The sequence below is a fragment of the Streptomyces sp. Ag82_O1-12 genome, from assembly GCF_900182715.1.
Classification (GTDB): domain Bacteria; phylum Actinomycetota; class Actinomycetes; order Streptomycetales; family Streptomycetaceae; genus Streptomyces; species Streptomyces massasporeus.
In genome coordinates, this window is record NZ_FXUW01000001.1 from 6,418,454 (window position 1) to 6,431,006 (window position 12,553).

A 12,553-nucleotide genomic window follows, 5' to 3' on the forward strand; every position below is an offset into this window, starting at 1 on the left:
TCCTCATCTGTGCGGGAGTCCTACGTCCCCTCCTCGCGGCGCCCACGGTATCTCCGCATGTGCCGCGGCGATACGGCTGTGCGGGAACGGATCCGTCCGTGTCCCCGGGAAGGCCGTTCGCGGCGGGGCCTTGGCAGGTGCGCGGGGTCGGTGGGGTTTGGCCCGTCGTACGCCACCTGCGCCTCCGCGCGCGACACGCGGGAGTGACGTCGATGTAAGTGCCAATCCCCACATCTAGTGGTTGGATTGCATCAGCAGCCCAGAAGTTGTGGTCCCCCGGGTCTCGAGGCCCATGGTCATCGCCTATGCTTGGGGCTGCTTCGTGGGGCGCAAGAGGTCCAGCGAGGCTATTGAGTCTGCTGTGAGGAGGGTTGGGAGTTCATGCACTGCCCCTTCTGCAGGCACCCCGACAGCCGTGTCGTCGACAGTCGTACGACCGACGACGGCACATCGATCCGCAGGCGCCGCCAGTGCCCTGACTGCTCCCGTCGTTTCACGACCGTGGAGACGTGCTCGCTCATGGTGGTGAAGCGGTCCGGAGTCACCGAGCCCTTCAGTCGTACGAAGGTCATCAATGGAGTGCGCAAGGCGTGCCAGGGGCGGCCCGTCACCGAGGACGCGCTCGCCCAGCTCGGCCAGCGGGTCGAGGAGGCGGTGCGGGCCACCGGAAGCGCCGAGCTGACCACCCACGACGTGGGGCTGGCCATACTCGGCCCGCTGCAGGAACTCGACCTCGTCGCCTACCTGCGATTCGCCTCCGTCTACCGGGCGTTCGACTCGCTCGACGACTTCGAGGCGGCCATCGAGGAACTCAGGGCGCAGACGGGACACCCCGGCGCGGACGACGAAGACCGCGAGGACACGGCCGCGGGGGGCCAGGAAGACGACCGCGGGTCCGGAGGGGCGGAACAGGTCCCCCAGCCCGCCGGCGCCGCCGACTGACCGGCGGGCCGGACCCGGAAGGCAGCTCCGGGCCCGGCCGGGCGGCGGCGATGTGAAGACCTGTTGCGGGCGACGTGAGTGGGTGCCCGCAACACCAGACAGAACACCGTGCCACGGGAACAACGAGGCACTTCAGGGCGTTTTCGCCCGTACAGGGAGGCGGCATGACAGAGACGGCGAGCGGTCCGGCACGGAGTTCCCGCGCCAAGAGCGCCAAGGCGAGCAAGGGCCTGCGTGTCGAGCGCATCCACACCACTCCTGGGGTTCACCCCTACGACGAGGTGGCCTGGGAGCGTCGTGACGTCGTCATGACCAACTGGCGCGACGGCTCGGTCAACTTCGAGCAGCGCGGCGTCGAGTTCCCCGACTTCTGGTCGGTGAACGCGGTCAACATCGTCACCAGCAAGTACTTCCGCGGTGCCGTGGGCACCCCGCAGCGCGAGACCAGCCTCAAGCAGCTGATCGACCGCATCGTGAAGACGTACCGGAAGGCCGGTGAGGACCACAAGTACTTCTCCTCGCCCGCCGACGCCGAGATCTTCGAGCACGAGCTGGCGTACGCCCTCCTGCACCAGATCTTCAGCTTCAACAGCCCCGTCTGGTTCAACGTCGGCACCAAGCAGCCCCAGCAGGTCTCCGCCTGCTTCATCCTGTCCGTCGACGACTCCATGGAGTCGATCCTCGACTGGTACAAGGAAGAGGGCATGATCTTCAAGGGCGGCTCCGGCGCCGGCCTGAACCTCTCCCGGATCCGCTCCTCCAAGGAGCTGCTGTCCTCCGGCGGCAACGCCTCCGGCCCGGTCTCCTTCATGCGCGGCGCCGACGCCTCCGCAGGAACGATCAAGTCCGGTGGCGCCACCCGCCGCGCCGCCAAGATGGTCGTCCTCGATGTGGACCACCCGGACATCGAGGACTTCATCGAGACCAAGGTCAAGGAAGAAGAGAAGATCCGCGTCCTGCGCGACGCGGGCTACGACATGGATCTGGGCGGCGACGACATCACGTCCGTCCAGTACCAGAACGCCAACAACTCGGTCCGTGTCAACGACGAGTTCATGAAGGCGGTCGAGCAGGGCGGCCAGTTCGGGCTGCGTGGCCGGATGACCGGTGAGGTCATCGAGGAGGTCGACGCCAAGTCGCTCTTCCGCAAGATCGCCGAGGCCGCCTGGGCCTGCGCCGACCCCGGCATCCAGTACGACGACACCATCAACACCTGGCACACCTGCCCCGAGTCCGGCCGGATCACCGCGTCGAACCCGTGCAGCGAGTACATGCACCTGGACAACACGTCCTGCAACCTGGCCTCGCTGAACCTGATGAAGTTCCTCAAGGACGACGGCAAGGGCAACCAGTCCTTCGAGGCCGAGCGCTTCCAGAAGGTCGTCGAGCTGGTCATCACCGCGATGGACATCTCGATCTGCTTCGCGGACTTCCCGACCCAGAAGATCGGCGAGAACACGCGCGCGTTCCGCCAGCTCGGCATCGGCTACGCCAACCTCGGCGCCCTGCTGATGGCCACCGGTCACGCCTACGACTCCGACGGCGGCCGCTCCCTCGCCGGCGCCATCACCTCCCTGATGACGGGCACGGCGTACCGGCGCTCCGCCGAACTCGCCTCGGTCGTCGGCCCGTACGACGGCTACGCCCGCAACGCCGACGCCCACAAGCGCGTCATGAAGCAGCACTCGGACGCCAACGACACGGCCGTCCGCATGGACGACCTGGACACCCCGGTGTGGGCCGCCGCCAGCGAGGCATGGGGAGACGTGCTGCGCATCGGTGAGAAGAACGGTTTCCGTAACTCTCAGGCGTCCGTCCTCGCCCCGACCGGCACCATCGGTCTGGCGATGTCCTGCGACACCACCGGTGTCGAGCCCGACCTCGCGCTGGTCAAGTTCAAGAAGCTGGTCGGCGGCGGCTCGATGCAGATCGTCAACGGGACCGTCCCGCAGGCCCTGCGCCGCCTGGGCTACCTGGAAGAGCAGATCGAGGCGATCGTCGCCCACATCGCCGACAACGGCAACGTGATCGACGCCCCCAGTCTCAAGCCCGAGCACTACGAGGTGTTCGACTGCGCCATGGGCGAGCGGGCCATCTCCCCGATGGGCCACGTCCGCATGATGGCCGCTATCCAGCCGTGGATCTCCGGCGCCATCTCCAAGACGGTCAACATGCCGGAGACGGCGACCGTCGAGGAGGTCGAGGAGATCTACTTCGAGGCCTGGAAGCTGGGCGTCAAGGCGCTCGCGATCTACCGCGACAACTGCAAGGTCGGCCAGCCCCTCTCCGCCAAGACCAAGGAGAAGGAGAAGGCGGAGATCACCGAGAAGACCGAGGAGACCATCCGCACCGCGGTCGAGAAGGTCGTCGAGTACCGCCCGGTCCGCAAGCGCCTGCCGAAGGGACGTCCCGGCATCACCACGTCCTTCACCGTCGGCGGTGCCGAGGGCTACATGACCGCCAACTCGTACCCGGACGACGGTCTCGGTGAGGTCTTCCTCAAGATGTCCAAGCAGGGTTCGACCCTCGCGGGCATGATGGACGCCTTCTCCATCGCAGTCTCCGTGGGTCTCCAGTACGGCGTGCCGCTGGAGACGTACGTCTCGAAGTTCACCAACATGCGCTTCGAGCCGGCCGGCATGACGGACGACCCGGACGTGCGGATGGCGCAGTCGATCGTCGACTACATCTTCCGCCGTCTGGCGCTTGACTTCCTGCCCTTCGAGACGCGCTCCGCGCTCGGCATCCACTCCGCCGAGGAGCGCCAGCGTCACCTCGAGACCGGGTCGTACGAGCCGTCCGACGACGAGGTCGACGTGGAGGGGCTGGCCCAGTCGGCCCCGCGCGCCCAGGAGCTAAAGGCCGTTGCCGCTCCGAAGGCCGAGGAGGCGGTCAAGCCCGCCCCGCAGCAGGCGCACACCAGCGCCGAACTGGTGGAGATGCAGCTGGGCATCCAGGCGGACGCCCCGCTGTGCTTCTCCTGCGGTACGAAGATGCAGCGCGCCGGTTCCTGCTACATCTGCGAGGGCTGCGGCTCGACCAGCGGCTGCAGCTGACGCCGAACGCCTGATTCGATGACGGAGGGGCACCGCCTGCGGGCGGTGCCCCTCTCGTCGTGCGTGCCTCGTCCGCGACCAGGTCAGGGCCGGTGCGCCGCGCCCATCGTCCTGGTGAAGTCCACCGGGTCGCCCTCGAAACCACGGAGTCCGGAGCGCAACTCCCACGGGCCGGAGCCGTCCCGCACGAACTCCGCGACCGTCGCCGCCGTCGCTCCCAGGACGTCACCGAAGTCGCCCTCCGCCAGGACGGTGTACCCCTCGCGGATACGCAGTCCGGGGTTGCGCACGCTGACGAAGGTGCGCTCCGCCGGGCGCTGCTGAATGACGACACCCACCACCACGCGCGCGTAGCGGACGTCGAGCCGGTTGAGCTCCAGCGTCATGACTTCGTCGTAGCCGAAGCCCTGACCGTCCTTGCTGTCCCGGTCGAGCGTGATGGTGCCGTCGGGGGAGCGGCTGTCGAAGTGCACCAGGTACGCGGCGTCACCGTGCGGGTCGTCCGCCGTGTAGGTCGCCGCGACCAGGTCCAGATCGGTGGACGGCTGCCCCGCCGGGCTGGGATCCCACCGCACAGCGATCTCGACCTTGCGAAGCCCCTTGTTGAGCCCGTCCACCAGAGTCCCCTTCCCCGTACGACCTGTCCGTCGGCCCCAACTGCCGGGCGCACATGACTGTTTGTCCATCCTGCCACGCGAGGGGGTGCGGGCGTGGAGGTGCGGTCCAGCCGAGAGTGACCGACGCCACGCTTCCTGGCCTTACCATGGCGCGGTGCTGGTCAAGTGGATTCGCTGCACCGTGGTGGACCGCCGCGGTTTCGAGCGGGGGCAGCGGAAGTGGGCGGGGCTTCTGGGGGAGCCGGGGTTTCGCGGGCAGGGGGGTGGCTGGAGCCGGGGGCGGCCGGGTGTGGCGCACATCTTCGCGTTCTGGGAGAGCCGCGCCTTCTACGACTCCTTCATGGCACGGTCCCACGACCGGCTCGCGTCGACCCAGGCGGGCACCTTCAAGGACGCACAGGTCAGACTCTTCGACCACCGCTTCGACGTGAAGACCGGATTCGAACCCCGCTTCACGGACGCCGACCTGCTCCGCGTGGCGCTCTGCCGCATCCACAAGGAGAGGGCCGAGCACTTCGTGCTGATGCAGGAAAAGGTCTGGAACCCGGCGATGGCCGGCTCGCCCGGCATGGTGCGCGGGCTGTTCGGCGAGGCGCCCGGGAACGAGTTCATGGTGCTGTCGATGTGGCGCTCGGCCGCCGAGCACGGCAAGTACCGCACGGAACGTGTGGAGCGGCTCGCCCTGAGGGCTCAGACGGAGGCGGACGTGGCGGCGCTCACCGGAGACGTCGTGGACATGGAATCGAGCTGGACGGTCTGATTCCGAGCGGTCTCGACCGCTTCTCCGGATGCTGCGACACGGGTCCCTGTGTCACCGAGCGGGCACGGACGGAGTCATTCTGTCCGTACAAGCGTGCGACCCGTGTGACCTGTGGTGCATGAATCGTGTGACCTACACCGTATGGGTGCGGGGGGAGTGCTCCACCGGACCTCACCCGATCTAGGGTCTTGGCATGGCACGACCACGGCGCATCGTCCTTGTCCGGCACGGCGAATCAACGGGCAATGTTGATGACTCCGTCTACGAGCGTGAACCCGACCACGCCCTCGCGCTGACCGAGCGCGGTCGGCGGCAGGCGGAGGCGACGGGAGAGCAGCTGCGCGAGCGGTTCGGCGACGAGCATGTCAGCGTGTACGTCTCCCCCTACCGGCGTACGCACGAGACCCTGCGCGCGTTCCACCTCGACCCCGGACTCATACGGGTGCGCGAGGAGCCCCGGCTGCGTGAGCAGGACTGGGGCAACTGGCAGGACCGGGACGAGGTCCGCCTTCAGAAGGCCTACCGGGACGCGTACGGCCACTTCTTCTACCGATTCGCCCAGGGTGAATCCGGCGCCGACGTCTACGACCGGGTCGGCGGCTTCCTGGAGAGCCTGTTCCGCAGCTTCGAGGACCCCGACCACCCGCCGAACGTCCTCATCGTCACCCATGGCCTCGCGATGCGGCTGTTCTGCATGCGGTGGTTCCACTGGACGGTCGCGGAGTTCGAGTCGCTGTCGAACCCGGGGAACGGCGAGATGCGGATGCTCGTTCTGGGGGACGACGGCAAGTACACCCTCGACCGGCCCTTCGACCGTTGGCGGGATCCCGAGCCGTACGGGATCACCGGATAGAGTGGCAGGGCGATGACCGCTGATACCTCCCCCGACGTGCGCCTGGAGCGCGCCCTGGCCTGCCTGCGCGGACTGTCCGTCGGAGACGCCCTCGGCTCCCAGTACTTCGTGCCGGTGAACTACCCCCTGCTGAAGCGCCGCGAGGTGCCCTCCGGACCCTGGCAGTGGACGGACGACACGGAGATGGCCGGCTCGGTCGTCGCCGTCCTGGCCGCCCACCATCGCATCGACCAGGACGCCCTGGCGCACTCCTTCGCCGAGCACCACGACTTCGACCGGGGCTACGGTCCCGTGGTCAACCGTCTGCTGCGGCTCGTCCGGGAGGGCGGCGACTGGCGGGAACTGGCCGCCGCGCTCTTCAAGGGGCAGGGGTCCTGGGGCAACGGCGCGGCGATGCGGATCGCTCCGCTGGGGGCCTGGTACGCGGACGATCCGGAGCAGGCGACCCACCAGGCGGAGATCTCGGCCTACCCCACCCACCAGCACCGTGAGGCCGTCGTCGGGGCCATGGCCGTCGCCGCGGCAGCCGCGTTCGCCGCCGCCCCAGAGGGGCCGCCCGGAGCCGAAGCCCTCCTCGACGGGGTCATCGACCTGGTACCGAAGAGCGCCGTGGGCGCGGGACTCCGCAGGGCGCGGGACATGCTCGACTACGGCGACCCGGGCACGGTCGCGGCGGTACTGGGGTGCGGGCGGCGGACGACCGCCCACGACACCGTTCCCTTCGCCCTCTGGTCGGCTGCGAGGAGCCTCGGCGACTACGAGCGGGCGTTCTGGACGACCGCCCAGGTCGGCGGGGACGTCGACACCACGTGCGCCATCGTCGGCGGCGTCATCGCCTCGGGGAAGGCGGGGGCGCCGCCCGCCGAATGGGTCGAGCGGACGGAGCCGTTCCCGGACTGGGTGCCCACGTCGGCCTGACGCAGGACTCGCGCCCCGTTCGGAAACTCTCCGTACATCCTGGGAACTCTCCGTGATCGGCCGTCCGTTGTTCCGGCATCCGCTGTGTCAGCCGTCGGGGCGTGCTCACGCCGGATGTCCGTGTTCGTGGAGAGGGGGTGGTCATGGAGGTGCTGCTTGCTGTTCTGATCCGCTGGTGCGGCCTTGTCGCGCGTCGTGCGGGTCGCTCGAGGGTGGTCGTGCCGACGGTCTCGCCGTCCCTCCCTCGCCAGCTCCCCGCCCCGCCGCAGCCGAGCATGAACCGGCCCGGCAGCCGCCGACGGGCCTGCGCTGCTCCCGCCGGCGAGGCGCCGGTGCCGGTTCGTGGTGCTCCTGCGTCAGCCGAGTCCCGGTCCGGCAGAACCGGAGAGGGCCTCCAGGTCGCTCTTGCGGACCCGGATCACCAACCAGGCTGTGGCCAGGGCGAGGACGGCCATCGCGGCAGCAGGGATGAACGCTGTCGAGATGCCGTGGGCCAACACCTCGTGCCCCCAGGGCGCGGGCAGCTGGTGGGTCCTGGCGAACTCCGCCTTCTGCCCCGCGGTCCCCTCGGCCATGAACTGCGGAAGCTGCTTCTCGGCCTCGTTCTTCGTCGCCGTGCCGAAGACGGTCGTGAGGATGGACAGGCCCAGCGATCCGCCCACCTGCTGTGTCGTGTTGAGCAGCCCGGAGGCCGCGCCCGCCTCGTGCGGTGCGACACCGGAGACGGCGGTGAGCGTCAGCGTCACGAAGTTCAGCCCCATGCCGAAGCCGAACACCAGCATCGGGCCGAGGACACCACCGACGTACGAGCTGTCGGAGCTGATGAGTGCCTGCCAGGCCAGCCCGGTCATCGCGAGCGCGGAGCCCACGAGCATGAAGGGCTTGGGGCCCAGCACCGGCAGGAACCGCTGCGACAGACCGGCGCCGAGCGCGATCACGACCGTCACGGGCAGGAAGGCGAGCCCCGCCTGGATCGGGCTGTAGCCGAGCACGTTCTGCACGAACAGCACGATGTAGAAGAACATGCCGAACATCGCCGCCGCCAGGCTCAGCATGATCACGTACGTGCCCGAGCGGTTGCGGTCGGCGAACATCCGCAACGGGGTGATCGGCTCCTTGGCCCGGGACTCGATGACCCCGAAGGCGAGCAGCAGCAGAACGGCGGCGGCGAAGGATCCGATGGTGAGGCGGTCCTTCCATCCCTCGTCCGCAGCGCGGATGAAGCCGTAGACGAGGGACGCCATGCCGGCGGTCGAGGTCACGGCGCCCACGATGTCGAAGCGGGCCGAGTGCCGTTCGGACTCGCTGATGTAGAGCGGGGTGAGCACGGCTATCAGTACGCCGATCGGCACGTTCACGAAGAGCACCCAGCGCCAGTCGAGCCACTCGGTGAGCATGCCGCCGGCGAGCAGGCCGATGGCACCACCGCCCGCGGAGACCGCGGCGAAGACACCGAAGGCCCGGTTGCGCTCCGGTCCCTCGGGGAACGTGGTGGTGATGAGCGCCAGCGAGGTGGGCGAGGCGATTGCGCCCCCCACGCCCTGCAAGACCCGGGCGGCCAGCAACTGCCAGGGTTCCTGGGCCAGCCCGCCGAGCAGCGAGGCCAGGGTGAACAGGAGGATGCCGGTCATGAAGACCCGGCGCCGTCCGAGGATGTCACCGGCGCGGCCGCCGAGGAGCAGCAGGCCGCCGAAGGTGAGGGTGTAGGAGCTGACGACCCAGGTGAGGTCGGTGGTGCTGAACTCGAGCGCTTCTTGAATGTGCGGGAGTGCGATGTTCACAATCGTCGCGTCGAGCACCACCATGAGTTGGCAGGCCGCGATGACGGTGAGCGCTATGCCGGGGCGTCCTTGTCGGCGTGCCGCGCCTGGCTTCTGATCTTGGAGCAATGGAGAGGTTGTCACTATGGGTCCCCCACGAGTGCTTTAGTGAACGCTGGCGTTCACTGCCGCGTCAACGGTAGTGAGTCCCCGACAGTGAACGCAAGCGTTCACTTAAGGCGTCGTCGGTCGGTACGTCCCCCTGTGTGGCCGTCCGGCGCGTCTCCCATCCCCGCAATTTCCGCTTCCTCTGCTCGTTGGAGAGAGTCAGATGGTTACCCCCAGCTGGGCGGATGCCCCCGCTCAGACTGCCGCCCGCCGCCGCGGCGCGGTCCTCGAACGTGCGATCCTCGACGCCGCCCTCGATCAACTCAGCACCGTCGGCTGGAACGGCCTGACGATGGAGGGTGTCGCCGCCGGCGCCCAGACCGGCAAGGCCGCGGTCTACCGGCGTTGGCCGTCCAAGGAGGATCTTGTCGCCGACGCCCTGCGTGCCGGGCTGCCGCAGTTCGACGCCGCTCCGGATGAAGGGAGTGTCCGCGAGGACCTCTTGGCGCTGTGTCTGCTGGCCCGTGACGCGATGTTCTCCCGCCCGGGTTTCGCGCTTCGCTCGGTGATTCACGAATGCGACACGTCGCAAGCCGAACGCTTCCATGGCGTGATCTTCGACGGGGTCGTGGAGCCCACCATGAAGATGCTGCGGCAAGTCGTCGACCGGGGGATCAAGCGCGGCGAGGTGCGCCCCGAGGCGGCCAACAGCTATGTGTTCGACGCCATGCCGGCCATGATGATGTACCGCTCCAAGATGTGCGGCTGCGAATGGCGGGACAGTGAAGTCGAGGAGATGATCGACCAGTTGATGGTTCCGCTGCTGCGGCCGCACGGTGTTTGACACTGCCCGCGAGGAGTCTTGTGCTCGAGTCGAGCGACGGCCCGCGCGGCGACCGACGATGCTCGACGGGGGGCATCGAGGGCGACGAGGTCGCTGTGGCGGACCGGGGTGTCGCGGACAGTTCCCGGCGGCGTAATCTAGGGGCGCCATGCCGTACGAACCGCCTACTCACACCGTCGAGCGCTCCCTTCGAGCCACGACCGGAGCGAAGATCGTTGCAGGTGTCGACGAGGTGGGCCGCGGCGCGTGGGCCGGTCCCGTCACCGTCTGCGCGGCGATCACCGGGCTGCGCCGTCCGCCCGAGGGGCTCACGGACTCGAAGCTGCTCACCATCAAGCGACGCACCACCCTTGCCGAGGAACTGCGGACCTGGGTGACGTCGTACGCACTGGGTCATGCCTCCCCGGAGGAGATAGACGCTCTGGGGATGACGGCCGCGCTGCGGCTCGCTGCGGGGCGTGCGCTGGACGCACTGCCCGTGCGTCCCGAGGCGGTCATCCTCGACGGCAAGCACGACTACCTCGGTGCGCCCTGGCGGGTCCGCACGGTGATCAAGGGTGACCAGTCGTGCGTGGCGGTCGCGGCGGCCTCGGTGATCGCCAAGGTCCAGCGCGACAAAATGATGGCCGAACTGGGTATCGACCATGCAGACTTCGGTTTTGCGGACAACGCCGGGTATCCATCACCCGTGCACAAGGCCGCACTGGCGGAGCGGGGCCCCACCCCCTACCACCGGTTGTCGTGGGCGTATCTTGATGCGCTGCCCCAGTGGCGGCACCTCAAGAAGGTCCGCAGCTGGGCGGACGGAAGTGTTCCGGAGATCGAGGGGCAACTCGGCTTCGATTTCTGACCGTTTCGTTCGCGCACATGCGCCACCCGCCGACGCGGGCCGTACCAACGTTTGATAAATATCAACTCATGCCTCTCATTCCCGAGGAGCCTCAGATTCACGAGAGTGCCCAGGGTCCCCGCGCCACTCCGGCCAGCAGCCGTACCGCGCCGACCCCCCGTCCCGTACCCGGCCCCCGTCCCGCGGCTTCGTCGCGTCCCGGTCGTCCCGGCCCTCTCCGGCCGGCGCCGCCCGCGCAACGGACTCCGCGCGATGTGGCCACCAAGCCCGCTCCGTCGGGTCCCGCCGACGGTGCCGCCGCTCCGGTCACCCCGCAGATCCAGCTGATCCCGGCTTCCGTGGAGGGGGCGCTCGACGCCGCCGAAGAAGCCGTGGACATGCTGCTGGACTCCGGTCGTGCCCCCGGCGACATCCTGGTGATCACGACCGGGGAGCAGCACCCGTGGGCCGCCCACGAGCTGTCCTTCGGCGAAGCCTCCTACTGGGCCCAGCACGACGCCGGTGACGACGTCTTCTACACGGATGTCACCATCGCGGCCCGCGCCGCGTCGCGTCCGGTGACCGTGGTCGCCGTCAACGGCGGTCCCGAGGACGCTGCCGTGCGCGCCCTCTCCCTGGCTCACTCCCGGGCCGGTGCACTGCTGATCGTCTGCGGTGACCCGCAGCGGATCAACTCGGTGCTGGGCGCGGGTGTCTGAGCCTGTGCCGCAACGCCCGGCAGGGCGCTGGGGGTGCCTTCAGGCGCCGCTGTCGCGGCGCCGCCCGGCAGGTTGTTCACCATGCCCGAAGGGCGGGGGACCGTGCCCGCGTGGTGCCCCGGCCCGACCCGGGAAGCACTCCTGCGGCCGTGGCGGACCGCCGTGCTCGCGGCACGTCCAGTGCAGGGGAAGGACGGCCTCTTCCGGCCCGTCGTCGGAGTCGTGGTGTGGCGTGTGAGAAGTGCGGTCCCGGATCGTTTGGAACGGTCTGTCCGGGACTCAGCGTGCCGCCGCTGCGCGGCGCAGTACTTCGGAGGCGCCGCCGGTGCGCGGTATGGGTGGCGGTGCCTCCGACGCGGCGAACGGCTCCGGTGCGGACGCCGAGTGAGGGCGGCGTCCGCCGCGGCCCTCGCCCAGGACCTGCCACCCGTCACGGGTCAGCGTGATGTACGCCCCGCAGCGCAGCCCGTGCAGGGTGCACGCGTCGCGTAGCCCCCACATCCACGCGCCGTCCTCCTCCGTCCAACGCGCGTCGCCCTCACGGCAGTAGAGCAATACCGCGGTGCGCACCGGTGTGCGGCGGCGCAGATCGTGAGGGATGACCCGGCGCAGCTGTGCGAGCAGCGCGTTGCGGAACATCCAGCCGTCGGCGGGGGCCGCACGGCGCACGAACGAGGCGCTCGCCCGCAGCCGCTCGTCCGGGTCGAGCACGGCGACGACAGCCGTCGCCGGCTGCGGGTGGTGCCGGGCGTGCAGTCCGCTGACGATCTCACGGGGATTGCGCAGGAGTGGGATCCCGGCGGCGGCCCATTCCGCGGGTTCGAGAAGGCGGTTGGCGGAAGCGGCGGACATCGACGCCGCTGCCGAGGCCGGAGCGAATCCGAAGGTCACGGTCCTCCCTTCGGCTACGCGCCCACACTGCGGGCGGGGTCGGATTCCTGGGAGCGCGCACCGCAGCAAAGCCCTACCGGAGCGGCCGGCGAGCCGTGCGGGAGCGGACTTCAATTCTTCCTGTCGAACTTGAATGCGGCAACGAGCAATTGAGGCAGCCGACCGTTATCAGATGATGCGCGGCTAATATCCCCACCGTGTGTGTCGCCGGACCACCCATGGGGCGTTCGAGCACGACACGTTCGTACGTCATGGG

At 69.0% G+C, this 12,553-nt stretch carries 11 protein-coding genes; 8 read left to right on the forward strand and 3 right to left on the reverse strand.

Annotated elements, in window-relative coordinates; all coding sequences use genetic code 11:
- Positions 1 to 381: 381 nt before the first annotated feature.
- A complete protein-coding gene (gene nrdR, locus QOL88_RS29445) occupies positions 382 to 942 on the forward strand; it encodes a transcriptional regulator NrdR (protein WP_097221313.1) in 561 nt (186 codons plus the stop codon).
- A 164-nt stretch (positions 943 to 1,106) separates the two neighbouring features.
- Positions 1,107 to 3,998: a vitamin B12-dependent ribonucleotide reductase gene (locus tag QOL88_RS29450; RefSeq protein ID WP_097221314.1), complete on the forward strand. Its 2,892-nt coding sequence runs from the start codon at positions 1,107 to 1,109 to the stop codon at positions 3,996 to 3,998.
- A gap of 83 nt (positions 3,999 to 4,081) precedes the next feature.
- On the opposite strand, the gene QOL88_RS29455 is transcribed toward QOL88_RS29450, so the two are convergent.
- Positions 4,082 to 4,615, reverse strand: coding sequence for a TerD family protein (locus tag QOL88_RS29455; RefSeq protein WP_097221315.1), 534 nt, complete (start codon positions 4,613 to 4,615; stop codon positions 4,082 to 4,084).
- Between the two features lie 154 nt (positions 4,616 to 4,769).
- On the opposite strand from QOL88_RS29455, the gene QOL88_RS29460 reads away from it, so the two are divergent.
- From QOL88_RS29460 to QOL88_RS29470, 3 genes are all read left to right on the forward strand, one after another.
- Entirely contained in the window at positions 4,770 to 5,375 is a 606-nt protein-coding gene (locus QOL88_RS29460) for a YdbC family protein (RefSeq protein ID WP_097221316.1), read from the forward strand.
- A 193-nt stretch (positions 5,376 to 5,568) separates the two neighbouring features.
- Positions 5,569 to 6,228, forward strand: coding sequence for a histidine phosphatase family protein (locus QOL88_RS29465; protein WP_097221317.1), 660 nt, complete (start codon positions 5,569 to 5,571; stop codon positions 6,226 to 6,228).
- Positions 6,229 to 6,240: 12 nt separating this feature from the next.
- A complete protein-coding gene (locus QOL88_RS29470) occupies positions 6,241 to 7,146 on the forward strand; it encodes an ADP-ribosylglycohydrolase family protein (protein WP_097221318.1) in 906 nt (301 codons plus the stop codon).
- A gap of 356 nt (positions 7,147 to 7,502) precedes the next feature.
- On the opposite strand, the gene QOL88_RS29475 is transcribed toward QOL88_RS29470, so the two are convergent.
- Positions 7,503 to 9,050, reverse strand: coding sequence for an MFS transporter (locus tag QOL88_RS29475; protein WP_097221319.1), 1,548 nt, complete (start codon positions 9,048 to 9,050; stop codon positions 7,503 to 7,505).
- A gap of 187 nt (positions 9,051 to 9,237) precedes the next feature.
- Between QOL88_RS29475 and QOL88_RS29480 the strand changes: the two genes are divergently transcribed.
- From QOL88_RS29480 to QOL88_RS29490, 3 genes are all read left to right on the forward strand, one after another.
- Entirely contained in the window at positions 9,238 to 9,858 is a 621-nt protein-coding gene (locus QOL88_RS29480) for a TetR/AcrR family transcriptional regulator (protein WP_097221320.1), read from the forward strand.
- A gap of 148 nt (positions 9,859 to 10,006) precedes the next feature.
- The gene (rnhB, locus tag QOL88_RS29485) at positions 10,007 to 10,708 is read left to right on the forward strand and encodes a ribonuclease HII (protein ID WP_097221321.1); all 702 of its coding nucleotides are present in this window, start codon (positions 10,007 to 10,009) and stop codon (positions 10,706 to 10,708) included.
- A 68-nt stretch (positions 10,709 to 10,776) separates the two neighbouring features.
- Entirely contained in the window at positions 10,777 to 11,406 is a 630-nt protein-coding gene (locus QOL88_RS29490; protein ID WP_097221322.1) for a hypothetical protein, read from the forward strand.
- A 279-nt stretch (positions 11,407 to 11,685) separates the two neighbouring features.
- Here the strand turns inward: QOL88_RS29490 and QOL88_RS29495 are convergent, their stop codons facing one another.
- Positions 11,686 to 12,297 (reverse strand): hypothetical protein, encoded by a 612-nt coding sequence (locus QOL88_RS29495; protein WP_097221323.1) that lies wholly within the window; start codon positions 12,295 to 12,297, stop codon positions 11,686 to 11,688.
- Between the last annotated feature and the right edge of the window lie 256 nt (positions 12,298 to 12,553).

What these genes read in the sequence shown, in the direction of transcription:
- QOL88_RS29490 (WP_097221322.1), top strand. Translation starts at nt 10,777, where the DNA reads ATGCCTCTCATTCCCGAGGAGCCTCAGATTCACGAGAGTGCCCAGGGT.
- QOL88_RS29465 (WP_097221317.1), top strand. Translation starts at nt 5,569, where the DNA reads ATGGCACGACCACGGCGCATCGTCCTTGTCCGGCACGGCGAATCAACG.
- nrdR (WP_097221313.1), top strand. Translation starts at nt 382, where the DNA reads ATGCACTGCCCCTTCTGCAGGCACCCCGACAGCCGTGTCGTCGACAGT.
- QOL88_RS29450 (WP_097221314.1), top strand. Translation starts at nt 1,107, where the DNA reads ATGACAGAGACGGCGAGCGGTCCGGCACGGAGTTCCCGCGCCAAGAGC.
- QOL88_RS29470 (WP_097221318.1), top strand. Translation starts at nt 6,241, where the DNA reads ATGACCGCTGATACCTCCCCCGACGTGCGCCTGGAGCGCGCCCTGGCC.
- rnhB (WP_097221321.1), top strand. Translation starts at nt 10,007, where the DNA reads ATGCCGTACGAACCGCCTACTCACACCGTCGAGCGCTCCCTTCGAGCC.
- QOL88_RS29480 (WP_097221320.1), top strand. Translation starts at nt 9,238, where the DNA reads ATGGTTACCCCCAGCTGGGCGGATGCCCCCGCTCAGACTGCCGCCCGC.